The sequence below is a fragment of the Novosphingobium sp. KA1 genome, assembly GCF_017309955.1.
GTDB lineage: Bacteria > Pseudomonadota > Alphaproteobacteria > Sphingomonadales > Sphingomonadaceae > Novosphingobium.
The window spans coordinates 184,378-203,716 of the sequence record NZ_CP021249.1; the positions used below are offsets into that span (position 1 = coordinate 184,378).

Annotated in this window: 16 protein-coding genes; 2 read left to right on the forward strand and 14 right to left on the reverse strand. The window is 62.6% G+C overall.

Annotation, left to right across the window (positions count from 1 at the left end; genetic code table 11):
• Positions 1 to 25 precede the first annotated feature (25 nt).
• The 5 genes from CA833_RS26490 to CA833_RS26510 all read right to left on the reverse strand — a co-directional run bounded on the left by CA833_RS26490 (position 26) and on the right by CA833_RS26510 (position 5,847).
• Positions 26 to 370, reverse strand: a complete 345-nt coding sequence (locus CA833_RS26490; RefSeq protein ID WP_011608093.1) for a helix-turn-helix transcriptional regulator — start codon at positions 368 to 370, stop codon at positions 26 to 28.
• 68 nt (positions 371 to 438) lie between these two features.
• Positions 439 to 1,341, reverse strand: coding sequence for an ArdC family protein (locus tag CA833_RS26495; protein ID WP_011608094.1), 903 nt, complete (start codon positions 1,339 to 1,341; stop codon positions 439 to 441).
• A 2-nt stretch (positions 1,342 to 1,343) separates the two neighbouring features.
• Complete coding sequence (locus CA833_RS26500) at positions 1,344 to 2,054, reverse strand: ArdC family protein (RefSeq protein ID WP_011608095.1); 711 nt, start codon at positions 2,052 to 2,054, stop codon at positions 1,344 to 1,346.
• The gene (locus CA833_RS26505) at positions 2,051 to 3,715 is read right to left on the reverse strand and encodes an ATP-binding protein (protein ID WP_092960232.1); all 1,665 of its coding nucleotides are present in this window, start codon (positions 3,713 to 3,715) and stop codon (positions 2,051 to 2,053) included. Before CA833_RS26505 ends, CA833_RS26500 begins: the two co-directional genes overlap by 4 nt.
• Before the next feature lie 77 nt (positions 3,716 to 3,792).
• Positions 3,793 to 5,847, reverse strand: coding sequence for a ParB/RepB/Spo0J family partition protein (locus CA833_RS26510; RefSeq protein WP_011608097.1), 2,055 nt, complete (start codon positions 5,845 to 5,847; stop codon positions 3,793 to 3,795).
• Positions 5,848 to 6,103: 256 nt separating this feature from the next.
• On the opposite strand from CA833_RS26510, the gene CA833_RS26515 reads away from it, so the two are divergent.
• The gene (locus CA833_RS26515; RefSeq protein ID WP_011608098.1) at positions 6,104 to 6,562 is read left to right on the forward strand and encodes a helix-turn-helix domain-containing protein; all 459 of its coding nucleotides are present in this window, start codon (positions 6,104 to 6,106) and stop codon (positions 6,560 to 6,562) included.
• A 19-nt stretch (positions 6,563 to 6,581) separates the two neighbouring features.
• On the opposite strand, the gene CA833_RS26520 is transcribed toward CA833_RS26515, so the two are convergent.
• The 9 genes from CA833_RS26520 to CA833_RS26560 form a co-directional block, all read right to left on the reverse strand.
• Complete coding sequence (locus CA833_RS26520) at positions 6,582 to 6,968, reverse strand: type II toxin-antitoxin system VapC family toxin (RefSeq protein ID WP_011608099.1); 387 nt, start codon at positions 6,966 to 6,968, stop codon at positions 6,582 to 6,584.
• 3 nt (positions 6,969 to 6,971) lie between these two features.
• Complete coding sequence (locus CA833_RS26525; protein ID WP_011608100.1) at positions 6,972 to 7,211, reverse strand: type II toxin-antitoxin system Phd/YefM family antitoxin; 240 nt, start codon at positions 7,209 to 7,211, stop codon at positions 6,972 to 6,974.
• A gap of 22 nt (positions 7,212 to 7,233) precedes the next feature.
• Positions 7,234 to 9,120 (reverse strand): strawberry notch C-terminal domain-containing protein, encoded by a 1,887-nt coding sequence (locus CA833_RS26530; RefSeq protein ID WP_011608101.1) that lies wholly within the window; start codon positions 9,118 to 9,120, stop codon positions 7,234 to 7,236.
• A gap of 48 nt (positions 9,121 to 9,168) precedes the next feature.
• Positions 9,169 to 10,173, reverse strand: a complete 1,005-nt coding sequence (locus CA833_RS26535; RefSeq protein ID WP_011608102.1) for a tyrosine-type recombinase/integrase — start codon at positions 10,171 to 10,173, stop codon at positions 9,169 to 9,171.
• Complete coding sequence (locus CA833_RS26540) at positions 10,170 to 11,084, reverse strand: tyrosine-type recombinase/integrase (protein ID WP_011608103.1); 915 nt, start codon at positions 11,082 to 11,084, stop codon at positions 10,170 to 10,172. The genes CA833_RS26535 and CA833_RS26540 overlap by 4 nt, the downstream gene beginning before the upstream one ends.
• Positions 11,078 to 12,625 carry a tyrosine-type recombinase/integrase gene (locus tag CA833_RS26545; protein ID WP_011608104.1) on the reverse strand — a complete coding sequence of 516 codons (1,548 nt, stop codon included), beginning with the start codon at positions 12,623 to 12,625 and terminating at the stop codon, positions 11,078 to 11,080. Before CA833_RS26545 ends, CA833_RS26540 begins: the two co-directional genes overlap by 7 nt.
• A gap of 145 nt (positions 12,626 to 12,770) precedes the next feature.
• Positions 12,771 to 15,239 (reverse strand): strawberry notch-like NTP hydrolase domain-containing protein, encoded by a 2,469-nt coding sequence (locus CA833_RS26550; protein WP_011608105.1) that lies wholly within the window; start codon positions 15,237 to 15,239, stop codon positions 12,771 to 12,773.
• Between the two features lie 58 nt (positions 15,240 to 15,297).
• Complete coding sequence (locus CA833_RS27130; protein ID WP_242526630.1) at positions 15,298 to 15,822, reverse strand: toprim domain-containing protein; 525 nt, start codon at positions 15,820 to 15,822, stop codon at positions 15,298 to 15,300.
• A 394-nt stretch (positions 15,823 to 16,216) separates the two neighbouring features.
• Complete coding sequence (locus CA833_RS26560; RefSeq protein WP_011608107.1) at positions 16,217 to 17,521, reverse strand: replication protein RepA; 1,305 nt, start codon at positions 17,519 to 17,521, stop codon at positions 16,217 to 16,219.
• Positions 17,522 to 18,075: 554 nt separating this feature from the next.
• Here CA833_RS26560 and CA833_RS26565 point away from each other — a divergent pair.
• Entirely contained in the window at positions 18,076 to 19,281 is a 1,206-nt protein-coding gene (locus CA833_RS26565; RefSeq protein ID WP_147161232.1) for an AAA family ATPase, read from the forward strand.
• The last annotated feature ends 58 nt before the right edge of the window (positions 19,282 to 19,339 follow it).

Sequence of the window (19,339 nt, forward strand, 5' to 3'; positions counted from 1 at the left end):
GATCCCCCCGATGGCTTGCGTCGGCTCAAGCCGCGCCGCGCGCTGCCTGTTGATCAACTCCGCACGACAGGTCAGGCATGCAGGGCACGCCGCCGCAGCAATTATCGGTCAGGTAGCCCATCAAACCGTTCATCGCGGCAAAGTCCGCACAGTAGATTATCGAGCGACTCTGGCGGCGTTGAGTGACGAGGCCCGCGTTGGCCAGTGCCGCCAGGTGAAAGCTCATCGACGACGATACCACCCCGAGCCGCTCGGCGATCTCCCCAGCGGGGAGTCCCTGTTCGCCCGCCTGAACCAGCAGCCGGAAAGCGCCCAGGCGGTGCTCCTGCGCAAGCGCGCCGAGCGCTCGTATAACGGCCGATGACTCCACGCCGGCATCTCCATTGTTCGATACCTATCGAAATATGGAGATGCCGTTGCGCAGTCAAGCCTGTTCGATCATGCTGCTTGGCAGAGCGCGCTATCTGGCTGCTGGGCATGCATCCAGTCCGCTGCAGCTTGCGCCTTGCTCGCGAGCGTGAAAATCGCGCGGGCATCGGCCTTCAACACCTTCAGCCACGAGGCAATATAGGCGGCGTGATCCGGTCGGGGATGGTGCGCGATACCAAGGTCAGCCATGATGAGTGCGGCGCCAAGGTCCGCGATGGCCTCCTCCGCCGCATAACGGTCCGAACCGAAACGGCCCGAAAGATCGCGGTCGCAACGATGCGAAGCTCCCGTGGCGTGCAGACCTTCATGGTAGAGCGTACCGTAATATCCGGCCGGGTCCTTGAAATGGGCGAACTCGGGCATCTGCACCCGATCTTCCGAAGGCACGTAGTAAGCCTCGTTGCCACCGTGCCGGGTCTCAATGCCAAGGTTGCACCAGAAGGCATCGGCGTTGTGCACACGCGCATCGTCCGAGAGGAGGTCGATCATGGGTGCGACGTAACCGTCGACCTGAGCCTCATTGAATACGCTGTAGCCGCGTGCAAACATGCGGGTGCGGCCGCGGCCTTCCTCTGCTTCGTCGTCGCCATCCGCATCCTCGCCACGCTGGTTGATCTTCCAGAAGACAATGGTCGTGGACTGTTCACCTTTGCGAACCTGGGCACCAAGCGCCTGCCACTGGCGATAGCTCGCCCACCGCCCGGAGGCGTAGCCTGCCGCCTGCGCCGCGATCCATAGGCTCAGGATGTTGGATCCTCGATAGGCCTTGCCGGTGCCAGCGTTGACGGGCCGTGAGGTGGCCGATCCATCGTGATGCCAGGGCATGGTCCACGAGCCCGCTCCTGCCTCGATCGCTGCCACGATCTCATTGGTGACGCGGGTGTAGATATCGGTGCGTTCGGTGCTGCGCATGATCAGGACTCCTGTCCTGAAATCGCAAGGCAAACCCTGCGATGGTGCGGCAAAAGCAGCGCCGCGAAGCCCTCAACCGCCTTGGCAACGAGGACACTTGCAATGTTACATACCTCGTGGCACCGGGTCGAGAAATACGCCTCGATCGAATGGAACGCGTTTGGCGACGGCAAGGTGACTGTGTCGGTGCTCGGCGTGTAATGCGCACTGTCGCCGCCGTGGACGACGCGGATCGGGATCGCATCGAGGAAGGCCTGAACCTCGGCAGAGAGTTCGCCGATCGACTTGGGGTCCAGCGGCTCGGGGTAGTAGTGCGCCGGCAGCCCCTCGATCTGCGAGGCGTTAAAGACGTGGTTCCACTTCATGAACCGGATCGTCTTTTCGCTCTTTTCACCGGTCTCGCGATCGGTGTCGGTCTTGCGCGCCGAGCTGTAGAACACGCTGAACGAGCCGCTCTCGCCCTTGCGGACATGGGCGCCGAGTTCGAGCGCCTGACGGAAGGTCATCCAGTAGGGGCTGGCGTAGCCCCGGCTCTCGGCGACCGCCCAGAGGAAGAAGGTGTTGATCCCCGAATAGGGGACCCCGTTGTGGCGCAGCGGCCGCGTGCTGGTCGCGGTCCAGGGCTTGAGCCACGGGGCCGTGCCGGCGGCGATCTTCTCGAGGATCAGGTCGGTGATGACCTGCGCGACGTCGGGCTTGGGGTGACGGGTCACTGGACGGGGCCCTCCTGGGCAGGATCGAGCGAGAGGTCGGAGGCGGCGTTCGACCAGGAGAGGCGCAGCGTGCGCCCGTGCGGGATGCGCCAGGCGACCCGGTCGGCGAAGGCCATGCGGATGCCGGCAAGGATCGCGGCGTCCTCGCCTTCGAGGATGGCATGGGCGCGCACCGCCGCATCGTGTCGGAAGCGGGTCTCCTGGGTGTCGTAGCTGTCGGCATCTGAATCGTCGGAAGGGCTGAACACCGCATCGATGATGAGGTCGGTGAGATCGTCGGGCCCCAGCGCGGTGGTCCGGGTCAGCGCAATGTGCGCGCAGTCGGGATCACCCCAGGAATCGGCATCTTCCAGAATCGCAAAGTCGGTCTCGAGATCGAGCCGCCGGTCGTGCTGATCGGTGAGTTCGATCGTGATCGCGTCGGGGCGGACGGTAACGGCACCCTCTTCATCGGTCGGCTTGCCGCCATCGAAGGTGAAGCGCTCGCCGGTACGGACGAAAGCCGGGAGGGCATCGTACCAGGGATAGCCGATGAAGTTGGTGATCGGCTCGTGGAAGGCGCGCGGGTCGGGGCCGCCGAGGCGGTGCATCTCGCCCCCGTTCGAGCGCCGCAGGGCACGGCCGAAGGTGACGGCATCGAAGGAGTCCGTGTCGTCATAGATCGCCGCGCCCGGCTCGAGGTCGGCAAAGCGCGGCACCTCGCGGTAGCTGTCGCGGGCGAGCGTCGGGTACCACAGCGGCAACTGCCGCGCCGCCTGCGGGAAATTGTCGTAATACAGGCTCGCCTCGAGCCAGTCCTCGAAGCTCAGGCGGTGGAACGGTTCCTCGCGGATGACCGAAAAGATCGCCTCGCGGCAGAGTGCCACGAGCCGGTCGAGCGCGGCGTTGCGGTAGATTTCCTTGCGGGCGGGCAGGACCAGGACGAGATCGGGCGCGTCGATCACGTCGACCTGCACGGACCACTGGGTGTGATGGACTTCCTTCACGACCGGGAAAGCGTGTTTGAGGGTGACCCCGTGGAAATTGAGCGTCGCCACGTGCGGCGAGTGCCGGTCGCGGAACACGCCGATCCGGAACCCCTCCCGCTCGATGACCTTGTGCGCGTCGGCGAGGAAATCGGCGCTGGCGAGGTCCTTGCCGTTGTAACTGACGGCAAGCGGCAGAAACCGGGCCGCCGCCTCGACGCAGCGTTCGAGCTTACCGTCAGGCTGCGGATCGAACCGGAAGGCGATTGCCGTGCCGCGCGGCCCGTCGAAGGGCAGCACATCGATGTCGGCCTCGCCGGTCCAGGCATCGCCTGTGATTGCCAGCGAGAACGCACCACCCGCGCTTTGCGAACTGACCACGGTGTCGAGGCCAGCAAGGCTGAAGAAGCCCATGCCCGCCGGGTCCTCGCGGGTTCGACACTCCTCGGACCAGTCGGACTGGCCGAGTGAGAGGAGGTCGACCGGGTCGGCGATCCCGGCGCCGTCATCGCTCACCGTGATGAGGCAGGCATCTGCCATGTGCTCGGCGGTGACGGTGATGCAGGTCGCGCCCGCGCGGCGGGCATTCTGGAAGAGTTCGTTGAAGATGTCGTCGAGGGTCCCGTTGAAAATGCGGGTGACCTTCGAGATCGCGTGCGGTGAGACCCGGGCGCGCAGCTTGGTGATCATGGTCATGGGTTCATGTCCTGGATGGACCGGCACGCTGCCGCAGGTCGCTAGAGAGGTACGGGCAGCGTGCCGGCAGGGCTGTATCAGGCGTCGACGGTCTCGCCGGCTTCGGCGTCCTGCTCGTCGGCAGGTTCGACTTCGCCGGCATCGCTCTCGGGATCGTGCTCTACCGGGCCTTCTTCATCAGGCTCACTCGCAGCCAGCACCCGGAAGCGCATGGCCTCGGGCACCCAGGCGAGTGCAGCCTGCTTGACCTCGGGTGCGACGATGGTCTCGCCGGCGAACAGCTTTTCGCAGGAGGCCGAGAGATCGCCCTTCTTCGAGCCCATGAAGCTCGCCGCCATGGTCGGTCCGCCGACTTCGCTGACGTGGGCGAGCAGCGCCTGCTTGCTGACCCGGTCGAAGTAGTTGGCCGAGGTCGGCCGCCAGTGGCTGGCGACGTTGATCCCCATCAGCGCGGCGAGATGGTCGTGGAGGTCGATCGGCTCAGGGCCGGACTGCCCTGCCTTCCTGTCGATCCCCATGCTGGCCTCGAGCGTCTTTGCCATGCACCAGGCGAGCCAGTTCGCCTTGGCATCGTCGTCGAGCGCGCTGAACGCGGAGAACCGGTCGACCGTGCGGCGGTGCTCGGTCCACGACAGGTCGAGCGTCTCGCGGATATCGGCCATCAGCGTGTGCGCCGGGCTTTCAGGGTAGTTGGCTAGGTAGAGCGAGGGCGACGGGGCGCGGAGCGTCGTGCCCAAGGCCTGCGCACTGTAGAGCGCGCGAGAGTCGGCAATGGCGAAGATCAGGTAATCGAGCGCGATCGCCGGGTTCGAAGCGAGGTTGATCGCGAGAATGTCGCGGCGCTGGACGGCGAGTTCCTCGACCAGCTTTTGCGACAGAGGCTTGGGTGCGGCAGAAGCACTACCGCCCTCCCCTGCTGCCCCGCTGGCGCCGTCTCCCGCTTCGGACCCACGCGCCTTACGGCGTTCGAGCGGCTTGTCGCTGTAGAGGCCGCTCGCAACCACAGGCTGGCCGTCAGCGCCAATGATCACGAAGCAGCCAACATTGGCCTTCATCTCCTCGGGGATCACCGGGGGTTTGTCGTGGAGCGCATCGTAGGCGCTGCTTGCGGCATCCCATCGTGCCTGGAAGTCCGCGGCGGCAGCCTCGTCGTCCTCGTCCAGGGTCTCGCTTTCGGCTTCGAGCACCGAGATCGTCTCGAGCAGCTTGTCGGCCTCGACCTGCTCCTCCTCGGTGAGCGGCGGGGGTTCGAGATGGATCTGGTGGAGGTCTTCGGTTGCGTTGTAGGTGACGCGGGTCTCGAGGATCGGGCGCACCCAGGCATAGCCGGAGGTTTCGGCAATTTCGGCCGCGAAAGCCTGGAGCTTCTCGCCGGCGATGCGCTGGGCGATCTCCGCATCGATCCACGTCTCGCCGCCGTCCTCGGTGAAAAGGTCGCGCTCAATCTTGCCGCCGGCGGCGAGGTAGTCGGCCTCGCTGGCAAGCTTGGCCATCGGCGAGGACGAACGGATCGCGCTGTGCGTCACCATGCGGCGGATCGAGTCCGGATTGTTGCCCTGCCAGGAGTTCGACAGCTCGTTCCAGACCATCATCTGGCGGTCGTGGTTGGGCGTCGTCGCATAAGCCTTGGCGACGTCGAGGGTGATCTTGCCCTCTTCGAGCGCGGCGAAGATCGGATCGGCGAGGTCGGCAAGCCGCAGGCGGCCTTCGATGAACCGGCGGGTGCGGCCGAACCGCTTGGCGATCGCGTCGAGGTCGCTGCCCTCATTGACGAAGTGCTTGTAGGCCCGGATCTCGTCGGTCGGCGTCATGTCGAGCCGGATGACGTTCTCGATCAGCGAGAGTTCGGACTGCTCAGCGGCATCGATGTCGAGGACGCGGCAGGCGACGGGGTGGTCCTTGGGAAGCTTGCCCGCCGTCAGAAGAAAGTTGAGGGCGCGCAGGCGCCGGCCGCCCGCGGTCACATCGAACATGCCGCGCTTCTTGGCGGGCACGACGATCAGGTTCTGGAGGAGGCCCTTGGCCTCGATATTGGCGGCCAGTTCCTCGATGAAGAGGTTGCTGTCGTTCTTGCGGACGTTGGCTTCGGACAGGCGTAGCTTGCCGAGCGGGATCAACTCGATGTCGTTCATGGGAGTGCTCCTGAAGGCCGGATTTGGCCGAGCCCTTCGGCTCACCCCTTCCAGCCCCCCTCCCCTCACGGTTTCAGGATTGCCCGAATTCCCGGGCGCAACCGCGCGTCCCAGGGCGGGCCGCTTGGTGCCATGAGGCATAAATGATCGATTTATGCCTCATGGATCGGACCTGCATCGGAACCTGAGGCGCACAACTTGGTTGCGTTTATTTCGAATATGCGCTTCGGGATATCGCCATCAGCGGAGAGAAACGATGACACTGCCAGCCAATGCCTTGCCCTTCGGCAACAGGCCGCCCTCTGCCGATGATCGGCAGATCGCCAACCAGCTACGGCGTATCCTTGCCTCGCAGAAGCCCGGCGAAGCCAAACTGCACTTGACCGATCCCAAGACCAGGAAGCCGGTAGAAATCTCGCTGACACCGGCGATGTCGGACCTGTTCCTCAAGTTGCTGCGTCACATCGGGAGCGGAGATGCCGTCACGCTCGTGCCGATCCAGCAGATGTTGACGACGCAGCAGGCAGCAGATCTGCTCAACATGTCCCGTCCCTATCTCATCAGGCTTATCGAGAAGGGCGATGTCGCGCACAGCATGGTGGGCCGGCACCGTCGCCTCAAGGCTGAAGACGTGTTCGCGTACAAGGCGGAGCGCGACAAGATTCGTTCGAAAGCGATGGACGACCTGATTGCGGATGGCGCGGGTCGGTATTGATCTGACGCGAGCGGAACAATCAGACCTGTCGGATGGGTCCGGAGTACCGGCAGACTGTTTCGTCTGATGTGAGCAAGGTGATGCCCTCGACGATCGACTGAGCGATCAGCATTCTATCGAATGGGTCCTTGTGAATCGGAGGCAACTGGGAAATTGCAACGGCGTGTTCGCTTGAAATGGCGAGCTCGACGTATCCGTTGTCGATCAACGCCCGGCGCAATACGCGTGCGTCGACTGCGAAGTCTTCCCGCCCGAGCCCGTTCTTGATCGCGATTTCCCAAAGGCTGGCAGCGCTGAAGACCAGTTCGTTGCCCTCATCGTTGATCAGTTTCCGGGCGGCAGGCGTCAATCGTTCCGGAAAGCCCGCTGCCCAGAGGAGGACATGTGTATCAAGGAGAAATTTCATCGCTCAGGCTTCGAACAGCGCTTCAATTTCACCCTCGCCCATACGGTCGAAATCTTCCGGCACGCGCATTTCCCCTTTGAGGAAACCCAGGCGCTTGATCTTGGACGGTGCAGCAGTGTCGATTGGCACCATTTTCGCAATCGGCTTGCCCGACCGGGCGATCACGACCGCATTCCCGCGCAGCACGCGCTCGAGCAAGCGCGACAAATGCGTCTTTGCTTCATGAATGTTGACCGTGTCCATTTCCAGTTACCTTAGCTAAGTTCTATAAACTAAGTCTACCACATCCGTTCGCGTCTGCAAGCTCCTCGCAAGGTGCCTGTCCAATCAGGCTTGCAAGGATTTGGTCGGCCTTGTCCGTCGGCACGAACACCCGCGTCTTGTAGGCAATGATTTCCGTGAAGCAGCCCTTGGCCTTGAGCTCGGGGATGCGCGCGGCTTCGGCATCGACGATCTCGATCCTTCGGGAACCGTTCACGCGTGATGTGCGGATCGTGAAATTGAGCGGATGAGGCGCCTTCCAGGTGCCCCCGCCAAGGATGGCAGCCGCAATCTTGGCAGGATCAGTCTGCGCCTTGCGGGCCACCCCGAGCTTTTCGAGGGTCGCATCGACGTAGAGGTCGTGGACATGGCGGCCGAGCCAGGAAGCACCTGACTTGTCGACGATGCGGTTGACCGTGAGGTCTTCCTTGGGAAGCGCGCCCCAGATCGGCAGGAGCAGCCCGGTCGCGAGACAGACCGTCTCAGTGACGAGCTGGCTTTCGTCGGCGGCGTATTCCTCTTCCCACAGCGCGCTGAACCTGGCCTTGGTCACGGGCTCCCAGGCGGACTCATCGAGCCGGTCAGCGCGCAGGTACTCGCTGCGCAGCGGCCGCACGAGCTCGTAGCGGCGGATCATGTGGCCCTCCTCGTCCATGTGCGAGGGCGCCGCGATGCCAAGCGCGACCTTGCCCGACTTGTCATTGCGCAGGAACAGCGGCTGTTCCTCATAGGATGCCAGCTTGAGCACGCGTTCGAGCGAGAGAACCTTGCGCCGCTGCGTCAGTGACAGCTCAAGCAGGTGCGAGGTCGCGCCCGTCACAGAGTCGGTCCGGATCACAGTGTCGGACAGCACCTCGCAGGCCTCGACCGCCACGGTCTCGACCCCGATATCGAAGGTGCCCGCTTCCTTCGCCGCCGAGACGCGGGTTTCGACAAGGGTGAGGAACTCGTCGAAGATCGCGTTCTGGACGGCGATCTTCATGGCAAGGATGCGGTTGAGCCAGCGCTGGATCGGCGGCAGATCCTCGCGCAGCACCCCGTCCTGGTCGGTGAGTTCGAGCCCGCTCATCCGCTGGAACTCCGACAAGGTCGTGCTCTTGAGCTTGGCCATAGCGAGGAGGCCATACCAGTCGTGGAGCGCGTGCTTGGCGTAGATGCTCTCGAGGTTGTCGCTGGCATCGAACATCCCCTGCCCGCCGGTCTGGCGCTGGCCGCGGGTGAGCGCGCCCAAGGCGTCGAGGCGCCGCGCGATCGTGCTGGTGAAACGGGCCTCGCCCTTGCAGTCGGTGGTGACCGGGCGGAACAGCGGCGGGCAAGCCTGATGGGTGCGGTGGGTGCGCCCAAGTCCCTGGATCGCCCGATCAGCACGCCATCCGGGCTCGAGCAGGAAGTGGACCCGGCGCTGCTGGTTTTTCGCATCGAGGCTCGCGTGATAGCTTCGGCCCGTACCGCCTGCATCGGAGAACACGAGGATGCGCTTGGCCCCGGTCATGAACGCGGTGGTCTCGGCAAGGTTGGTCCGGGGTGAGCGGCTTTCGAGGCGCTGCTGCCCTGAGCCGTCACGGACCAGGCGTTTGCTGCGACCGGTCACCTCGGCGACGGCCGTTACCCCGTAGTGCTCGAGCAGCGCATCGAGCGCGGTCGGGATCGGCGGCATGGCGCAGATATGCTCGATCAGGTCGGCGCGCGCGGCCTCGGCCTGCGGGTTGTGGACCGGATTGCCCGCCTCGTCCCACATCGGCCGCGAGCGCACGTCGCCAAGTTCGTCCGTGTATTCCTCCATTTGCCGGGTCGGGAAGGCGCGGGTCAGATAGTCGACGACGTATTCTTTGCAGTCCGCGATTATGTCGAGTCCGGCAGCCGGAGGCTCGGATTTGCGTCGGTTCGTCATGATTTTGCTCCAGATAATATGAGCGTTGGGGGAATGTCCGGGGACGGGCTAGGCCCGCCTCCGAACGTCGGTAAGCATGGTGATCAGGGCATCGGATGGCGGCTTGAAGCGCCCGGGTTTGATGGCGGGCGCGCCGTGAGCCGCGAGGATTTGCAACTTCTCGTCGGGATCGGCGCGTAAATAGGCCTCGGTGCTCTGGATGCTGGCGTGGCCGAGCCATAACGCGACCTTGCGGATGTCCCCGGTCGCTGCGAGCGTGTGCATCGCACAGGAATGGCGCAACACGTGCGGCGTGACGCGCTTGCCAAGGATCGACGGCTGCTTCTCTGCCGCGGTCTTGACGTGCTCGGCCAAACGGAACGCAAACCCGTCGCGGGTCATCGGCTGCCCGTTGGCATTGAGGAATATCTCGGCGACCTCGGCGTCGGGGCGGATCGCAAGCCATGCGCGCAACGCGAACTGGGTCTCCTTCCAGAGCGGTAGGACCCGTTCACGCCGACCCTTGCCCATGATGTGCACGGTGGACAGGGAGCGGTCGGGAAAATCGCGCAGCTGCAGCGTTACGAGTTCCGACACTCGGAGCCCGCCAGCATAGGCCAGATGCAGCATTGCGCGATCGCGGGTGCCAAGGCGTGTCCTGGGATCGGGGGCATCCAGCAATGCCTTGATCTCTGCCCGGTCGAGATAATCGATGAGCGCCTTGTCAGTCTTCTTGCTTGGGATCGATCGAACCCGAAGCGCCTGGTCAAGACAAACCGGAACTCGATACTCGATGTACCGGAAGAAGGACCTGATCGCCGCCAACCTGCCATTGCGGGTGCGCACGGAGCTGCCGCGCTGGGCTTCGATATGGTCGAGAAATGCCAGGATTAGATCGATGCCGAGATCCTCGACCTCCAGATCGGTCGGTCGGCGCTTCAGCCGATCGGCAGCAAACCGGACTAGCAATACGAAGCAGTTGGCATAGGTCTTCACCGTGTGCGGGCTGACGGCGCGTTCCCGCGGCAGATGTTCGCGGAGGTATGCCGTGAGATGGGGAGCGAGCGCCGTCATGCCACTTCTCCCAGAAAGAGGTGTTCGCTCGCGGTAGCGATGTCGCGCAGCAGCACCGGGGTGGCTTCGAGATACCAATAGGTGTTGGCGATCGAGGCGTGCCCCAGATAGGCGCTGAGTCCGGCCATGTGATGCGCAACGGCCTCCCTGTCCGGCGAACACGACTCCAGCGAGCGCACGGCGAAAGTGTGCCGCAAATCGTGTAGCCGCATTCCGGTCGTACCGGTTGGTCCACGATAGCCGAGCTGTCGCGCCAGTCTGACGAACACGATATGAGCACGCACCTTGTGGGGTGCTCTTCCCCGGATCGTCACGAACAGGTCGCTGCCAGTGGCGCCGAGCCTTGCCCGGGTAGCGAGATAGGCTTCGAGCGCCTGACGGGTCGATGGCTGCAACGCTATCAGGCGCTGCTTGCCGAACTTGCCGTTGCGAATGATCAGGCCGTCTCCGCCCAGATCGTCGCATTGTAGCGCCAAGGCTTCGGAAATCCTGAGGCCCGTCGCAGCCAGCAGTCCAAACAGGCAATGGTAGGTATGAGGGCTGATCATGCCCATGGGCGGCAGGTCCAGTGCTGCTGCCATGATCGCCCGAACCTGTTCCGGTTCGATGATGGTCGGCGTGGGGCGCGGACGCTTGCCCCGACCGAAAACGCCTGCAGGTGGGACCTGGTGTCCTGAATCTTCGGTGTGGGCGAATAGGCTGAAGTTGCGAACCGTGTCGAACCGCCTTTGGGCCACGTTCTGCGAGCTCGATGTGTGGCACCAGTCGTATATCCGTTGGACCTTGGTCCGTCGGTCACCGAATCCTTCGGCGTATGCTGCGTAGAGTCTGAGCATCCGGTCCTGTTCGCGGAACTTCCGGCCCAGGCTGCGATGCAGCGCGACGTATCTGGAAATATGCGTGTTCAGCATGACAGATCTCCTGGCCAGGGCTGTGCGATCTTCATGAGCATCGGCAAATCGACCTTGGCGTAGATGGCAGTGGTCTCGGGCGAGCTGTGACGCAGGATGGTCCCGACGGACTCCAGGCCTGCGCCCGCGCGCAGCATGTTGGTGGCAAGCGAATGCCGGAATATGTGTGATCCGGTCGGCAGACCTTCGATCCCGCTTCGCTCCAATGTGCGTGCAACGATGCCGGCAATCTCAGCCGACGAGCTCAACGACCGAAACGGGGCATGCGCGCGCAGGAACAGGTGTCTGTCGATCGCCTTTGGACGAGCCGTCGACAGGTAGGCCAAGATCGCGTCGCCGACATCCTGGGGCAGTGGCAACCGCTCCGATCGTCGTGACTTGCCCTTGACTATCAAATGGCCGGAACGCCAATCGATGTCGTCGAGGCGCATATCCCGAATATCACTTGCCCGCAGGCCGAGCCTGGCAAGCAAGAGAATGATGGCCTTATCCCGGATCTGCACTGGCCGGTCAGTCGGACAGGCCGAAATGATCCTCTCGATCGTTGCCGGGTCAACATAGCGCGGCAATGTTGAAAGGCGGTATCGCTGCACAGAGGGTATCGCGTGCAGCAGTGCGGGACGGCATTGGCCTTGACCAATGAGAAAGCGAAGAAAGCTCCGCATGATCGTAACGAGCAGCGATACCGATCCCGGCGTCTCCTTGCTTCTTCGCGCGAATGCGCTTCGTAGACCGGCGGCATCCCACAGCACGGGTGCGCCAAGCATGGCTATCAACCGGTCGACCTCCGGCCGATACCGACGGATAGTCGCGTCGGTTGCGCCGCGATGCTGCTTGAGCCAACCGAGATAGGCCGCGACATCCGGATGTACTTCCAGCTTCGCTTCGACTGGCGCGATAGCACCGCGATCACGAAGAAACGCGACGAAGTGCCGAATGAAACGACGACGCCTCTTCATACCTGAAGAGGCCAACTTGCCGCGTTTGCGAAACGCCGGGCAGCGACAGTCGTGACCCGCGTATTGCTCGATCACCCCCTCATCGACTTCGGTCCAAGGTCGTCGCGACACGCGAAGCCAGATGGCGAAGTGCTCGGCCTCTGATCGATATGCTCCCGATAGCGCCTCAACGAGCTGGAGAGCATCGATCTGGTGCGAGTAGGCTGCCAGATGCCCACCGAGATCATCGATCCCATCGGCGACCACGATGTAGCCCTGATCTTCGAGAAACCGAATAAAGCGCCTGACACGCGCCGCAAGATCGGCCTTGTAGGCCGGCTCTTGCGCTGAATATCCCGGGCACCGGCATCGATGCTTCTCAAACCGGTGCGCGACGTGGTCGTCGAGCGTCTCGAGCGCAATCCCACGTAGTCCCAGCCAACTGAGAAAGTGGCGGACCGCTGCGCTGTACAGGACCGCACAAGCCGCCCCTTCGTCAACCGACAGAGAGGAGAGGAATGCGGTGAATAGGGCGTCGGGACTGGGCGGATCTTCAATCCTGCGCGGCGCGGGCCGAAACGACGCAAATGATCTTGTTGGCATGGTGGTTCCTTCGACGTGTTGAGGTCGAAGAACCCGTAATTATCTGGAGTGAAATCATGACGAACCGACGCAAATCCGAGCCTCCGGCTGCCGGACTCGACATAATCGCGGACTGCAAAGAATACGTCTAATCTGGATCTCAACATTATACATACTCCTTACAGTCATAGGCTATGTCGAGGGCCTCACGCTCAGCCGGCTCCAGTTCATCGAGCCGCCGGTTGAGGATGGATTCCGCCGTGCTCACCAGTTGGACGACCACGCTATCCCCTTCGCCCAAATGCTCGTCGATCGCGGGGTAGATCGAGGGCAGTTTCAGCGAGAGCAGGACTTGCGCAAAGAAGCGCTGCTTGGTTCCCTCGAACCGACTGCGGGCCGCCGCCTTGGCGCCGCTGTTGAGCGTCCGGTTCTCAAGCCCGTCGACGATGCCGGTGAGTTCAAGCGCGGCTTCGAGGTTCTGGTGAATGATCGTCCAGGCCTCGCAATAGGTGTCGTAGACCGTGATCTGCTCAACCGTCAGGTCATGGCGCAGGATGTCGTATTCGATGCCAGCAAAGCTGAGCGCCCGGGCGAGGTAGAGCCCTGAAGCCTTGAGGTCGCGGGCCACCAATTCCATCGCGGCAATGCCGCCGTCGCGGATCTCGCTGATGAACTGCTCGCGGTTTGCAAACGCCGTGCCCGGCCCCCACAGGCCAAGCCGGACAGCATAGGCGAGGTTGTTGACGTCCGAAGCACCGGTGGCCGATGCATAGAGCACCCGGGCGCGGGGCAGCGTGTTCTGGAGCAGCACGCCGGCGATGCCCTGGAGCGAGCCCTGCTTCTGGCCCCCTGACTTCTGACCAAATCCCCCTTCCCCGCCCGCAACGCCGCCCATTTCGTGGGCCTCGTCGAAGACGATCACGCCTTCGAACTCCTCACCGGCCCAGCGGACGATCTGGTCGAGCCTGGTGTCCTCGACGCGTGAGCTGCGCAGCGTGCCATAGGGAACAAACAGGATGCCTTCGGGCGCGGTGATCTCCTCACCGATCTTCCAGCGGGCAAGGTCGAGAATATCTGACGGCAAGCCGCCGATCGCGGTCCAGTCTCGCTGCGCGTCTTCGAGCAGCGGCGCATTCTTCGAGATCCAGATGTGTCGGCGATTGCCCTTCAGCCACTGGTCGAGAATGCAGGCCGCCGCCTGCCTCCCCTTCCCAGCCCCGGTGCCGTCGCCGAGGAAGAACCCGGTGCGGTAGAGCTTGCCGTCAGGATTCTCCTTGAGCGCCACTTCGCCGGCGGGATGGCTGAACCGGCCGTGAAGATCGCGCGACCAAGCTTCGCCCGCATAGATCACGGTTTCGAGCTGGGCGGCGGATAGCAACCGCGCGGTCACTGTGCGTTCGGGCAGGGAGGGCACGTAGCCGGGTTTGGGCGCCGCGATCGAGGCCATGGCGGCGGATTCGACGAGGTGGGTCGGATGTTCGCCAGCTTCCGCGATCACGACACGCGAGGGCCGGTAGTCGGCATAGACCCCGCGCTGCTCGCCCATCGCGGCGGGTTCGGCCAGCACGTCATAGGCGACCGGGCGGACGTCGTTGGTCTGGGGGGCGCGCACGACCACGGGCCGGGCTGGACCGGTCTTCACCGAGCGGAACAGGCTGAGCTTTGGTCGGGGCGCTACCGCCTGCGTCGGGTCACGCAACGGCGCCCGAAGCGGCACCGTAGGCAGCGCGGCGAAGAGTTCGCCGACCGAACCGCGATTGATGGTCGATACGCCGATCTCGCCTGGCACCTTGTCGATCACCAGCACGCGAACGGCGATCCCGGTGCCGTGCTTGACGTAGCCTCCCTTGTCCAGACGGAGCGACAGCACGACCCGCGCGCCTTCAAGGGTGCACCGGAAGGTTTCCTCATACCTTGCTGAGGGTGAGAACCAGTCCGGCATGATCGCAACGATCCGGCCACCGGGCAGCAGATGGTCGAGGGCGGCCCGCAGGTGCCTGGCGGCGGTGTTTTGATCCTCACCGCGTGATTGCGACACCGAGAACGGCGGGTTCATAACAGCGACGCTTGGACGTTCAGTCCCGGAGAGAACCGCGCTGAGTTTCGCGCCATCGTGGCGATAGACCTTCGTGCCCGGAAACACGGCCTCGAGCAGGTCGGCACGGGATGGTTCGAGTTCGTTGAGAATGAGGCCCTTGACCGCGCCCTTGGCAAGCGAAGCGATGATACCGGTGCCCGCGCTCGGCTCCAGCAACACGTCGTCGCCGGAAAGCCCCGCCAGATGAACAACGAGCCTGGCCAGCACCGGCGGCGTCGAGAACTGCTGGAAATGGATCTGGTCCTCGCTGCGTACCGTGTGGGTCGGCAGTTCGCGCGCCAGCGCCTCCAGCGTGCTGATCGCCGCGCCGACGTCCATGCGGCTGACAAGCTCGGGAATGGCGAGGGAGAGCGCGACTTCCAGCGCTTCGAAACTGTCGCGCTGCTGCCAGGCACCTGCGGCGTCATTGCCGCCTGCACTCTCGGTCATGGCTTCGCTTAGAGCGGCGCGGTCGATCGGAACAGCGAGGAGTAGCTTGGCGGCAAGTGTGCGCGCAGCGCCGAGAATGGCGCTCGCGCGCGGAATTGTTGTGGTCATGCGGAGATCTCCTGAGCTTGTGCCGATCAGCGGCACGCCCGCTCCAGCCCCCCTCCCCTCACCGCTTCAGGAGCTGCGCCCAGTCGTTCATGCGGCCCGGCGGCCATTCGGTCTCGATTGCGAGGCCGGGGCGGCGGTAGGTTTCGGCAGCGCGATCGCGGGCCCGCCTGCCCTCGGCGTCGTTGTCGGCCAGCAGGATGAGGGTTTCGACTGACGCCGGGATGTCGACCTGGTGGAAGCGTTTGGCACCCATCGTCGCCCAGGCCTGGATACCCGTGAGCGACGTATAGGCAGCCGCAGTCTCGAAGCCCTCGCAGATGCCGATGGTCTTGGCTGGCGGGCCATTGGTCCATGCCGCGCCAATAGCCTGTCCCAGGACCAGCTTGTCGGTGTAGGTCGATGTCGCCGGATCGAGGAAAATCCGCTGGATCGCGGCAATAGCGCCCTCCTTGCGCATCGCGACGAGGAGTGCCGGCTCGAAGCTGGCCAGCTTCCCCTGCCCTCGCGCACAACGGGGGTGAAAGCGCAGGTCTTCGAGTGGTGCCCAGATCTGGCGAACCCCGCGCACATATCGCTCCGCCAAAGTCCCTTCGATTGGTCGACCGGCTTGCCAGATTGCGAGGTGAATTCCCGTGTTGCGCTGAAAGCTGGGGGTCATGCCAGAGGCATCGACCGTCGGCAGGTCTGCTATGCGTCGAAGAGCTCTGATTACGTCCCGGCTGTCGCAACCTGCGTGGCAAGTTACGAGAATGGCTCGATCACCTTGGCGGATGGACAGAGATGGGGTTCTGTCGGCATGGCAAGGGCACCGACACATTGCGGTATTACCGGACCACGTGCCACCGAGGCGCCGAACAAGGCTGCGTAGGTCCGGACTGGGATTGTTGTTGACGATGGGCATGACTGCCCAGTTCGACCCTACTCCCCTCCCCCTCGTCCTGCGCTTCAGCTTAACCGAAGTGCTCGGAAATCATCGGTCAGCCAGCATCCGAATTTGCGCGTCGCTCGGCATAACGAATGACAAATGCTTCCCAGACTCTCAGCCACTCCGCATCGGTCCGCTCTTGTTTGATACCGGGAAAGCCGCTGCGGAATGCGTTCGCCATGGTGTCGACGCACCAGGGCTTACCCTTCTCAAGCCCGATTGCTCGGAACTTAGTTTCCCTTTCGCCATAGGTCAGGCTGCCTGCTGGGAAAGGGAATACGGGCTCGGAGACCTTGATGTCCCGGACAGTCGACCGAGGAGCTTTGGTGACCGATGATCTCGGTGCGGTTTCCGTGGCCGGAGCGCCCAGCAACCGCAAGTGCGGGCCAACGAGCTTCCGCTCTAAAGGTGCCGGCGAAGGCCGCAGCACTACTTTCCTGCCGCTGAAATCGACGTCAGCGTTTGGGTAGACAGCGGAGACCAATTGCATTGTTTCGCGTACAGTCTGGCGGAAGCGTTTGCTGTCTGCGTCGTTCCCCAAGTGCTTGGCCAACTGGTCCCACGAGATTACCTGGCCTCGATCGCTGCTGATGCGCGGGAGCCTATACGCGAGGTACGTATAGAGATCGAGCGCTGTGGGCGTGCCCTTGAGCTCACGGATTGCAATCTCGTTCAACGGAACGGCGTGGTCGATAAGGTGACTATAGAACGCCTCAGACATCCGGATTTCGCGAGCAAACGCGCCATTCTTTTCCAGCGATCCGGCGTATTCGTTTGAAATCTTTACGTCTCGCACGGCGAATGCGTTGTCGCCGGCGTCGTTGCCTTCCCAACGAATTTGCCATTCACACGCAAGCAGTCGGTCGACTTGCTCGCGCATCAGATTGGCCGTTCCCCGTGGGCCATAAGAGACGGTCTGGTAGCCAAGTCGGCGCATCCATTCCGTGAAATTACGCCCCAAATAAACGTCTCGCGATCGCTTAGTGACGGCCTGAGAAAGCAGATAGATCAGCGCGACGCGGGGATAAGCTCCATAGGGCACACCAACGCTTCGTAGCACGGGCTTACCGTCCACCGTCTGGAGAACCGGCCGTGGATTGATGGCTAATGCATATTTTCCGTCTTCGCGAAGAATCGGTAGAGTATCGTCTTTCGGACGCTTGGTCGGAAGCGACATGGCGCACAATGCGGAATGCAGAAATGCCGGAACGGGTTCTTCGTCCTGGACGCGAAGGAAGGCATCCATCGTAAGCTGAGTGCCCGCAGACTGCGCTAGAGAGCGGACTCGCTCTTCACCGCCGCCTAGCATTGCTAGGGCGTATTGATGTCCGATTGGACGCAGTGTGTCTCCGCTCATTGAACCGTCCCTTCCCGACTCATTGGAGCCTCGGGTTGGTCGCTAAACAACAGGTTTGAGCTTCGAAAGCAAGGCCATTGGCAGTTTTGACGGGTTTCCGGGCCTAAAACCTCCAAGTTGGCCGATGATCTCGGAGCGGTTTGGCGGGGTGAAACCAAATCCAATCTCAATTTTGAAAAAAGCGATTCGCGAATCGGTTTTTCTAGGAGATTCCTTTAGTAGGTATGGGCTCCGAGATCATCGGTCCAAAGGGAACCGAGATCATCTGGGAAACGCACTGAATTCATCGGCTTGCACCGAGATCATCGGTGATTGTCCACAGCCCGATCAATTCGGCCGTCTGGGCGCCCAACTGACTGTTGGAATGTCGCCTGCTGGCCCCCTTCCCTGGACCCGACATCATCGGTCTGAACCACTACGTGCTGCATATGGCCGACTCCTGATTCGCAAAAGGGCACGGAGATCATCGGTCAATCTGTAAGGTTGGTGGCCGAAGTTTGCTCGAAACTGCCAAGAGTGCTAATTGGCGCCCTCAATCTCACAAAGCGGTGATCATGGCTACCGACGCAGCGCTCGACGCACAACCCGATGAACTCTTGGAAGACGGCCTTGGCAATCTGCACCGCAAGGCCCTCACCATCCTGAAGCGCATTCGTGACGGTGCGCTCGATCCGGAGACCGGGCAAAAGGTTGGCCCATCGTATTCCATTTCGAAAGCAGCCTCCCTTGTGGGGCGAACAGCGTCTGCAATTCGCGAAGCGGAGCGTGATGGTCGCCTCCCCCAGCGCGACCGAACCGCTTCTGGCCACCGGGTCCAGTACTCATTGGAAGAATTGGATCATATGCGTGCCGTATTTGGCACTCGCCCGTGGCGCGCTCCGACGGACACCCCGGCGGTCATCTCCGTCTCGAACTTCAAAGGGGGCGTCGGTAAGTCGACCGTGGCCCTGCATCTCGCACAGCACTTTGCGATTCACGGCTACAGGGTTTTGTTTATCGACTGCGACAGCCAGGCCAGTTCGACAATGATGTTTGGCTATCGGCCGGATGTCGATTTGACCGAGGATGATACCCTCTACGGACACTTCCATAATCCTGAACTGTTGGGCGTTCGCTCGATCATCCGGAAGACGCACTTTTTCGGGCTCGACCTGATCCCCGCCAATCTCAAGCTCTATAATCTAGAATACGAGATCGCGGGCTACTTGGCACAAAATCAGAACTTCGACATCATCGACCTGATTGCCGAAGCCATCGATACGGTCGTCGATGACTACGACATCGTCATCATGGATCCGCCTCCGGCACTTGGCATGGTTTCGATGGCAGTGCTGCAGGCGGCTAATGCGATGGTAATTCCTGTGCCGCCGAGCGTCATCGACTTCGCATCGACCGTGTCGTTTATCGACATGGCGCGTACAACGATGAAGCAGCTCGAGCAGCTCGCGAAGCGGGTGAAGCCTGCCTACAACTTTATCCGCCTCGTTGGCAGCAGGGTGGATGAAAGCAAGTCCATGCACCGCGAAATTCTCTCGATGATGCGGCAGGTCTTCGGGGGTTCGATGGCGACTTCTGTCCTCAAGACCAGCGCAGAAATCGACAATGCCAGCTCGCGCATGAAGACAGTCTTTGAACTTGATCGACCGGTGACGTCCCACGAGGTTCACAACCGGTGCATGAAGTATTTGAGCGACGTTTGCAGAGAAATCGAGGCGGATGTCATTCGGTCCTGGGCGAGCAGGGCAGGGGAGGCGGTCTAGGGCCGTTGCCACGTGGCAACGTACCAAGAAGCAGGGTGAAATCGAGGCACGGATAGGG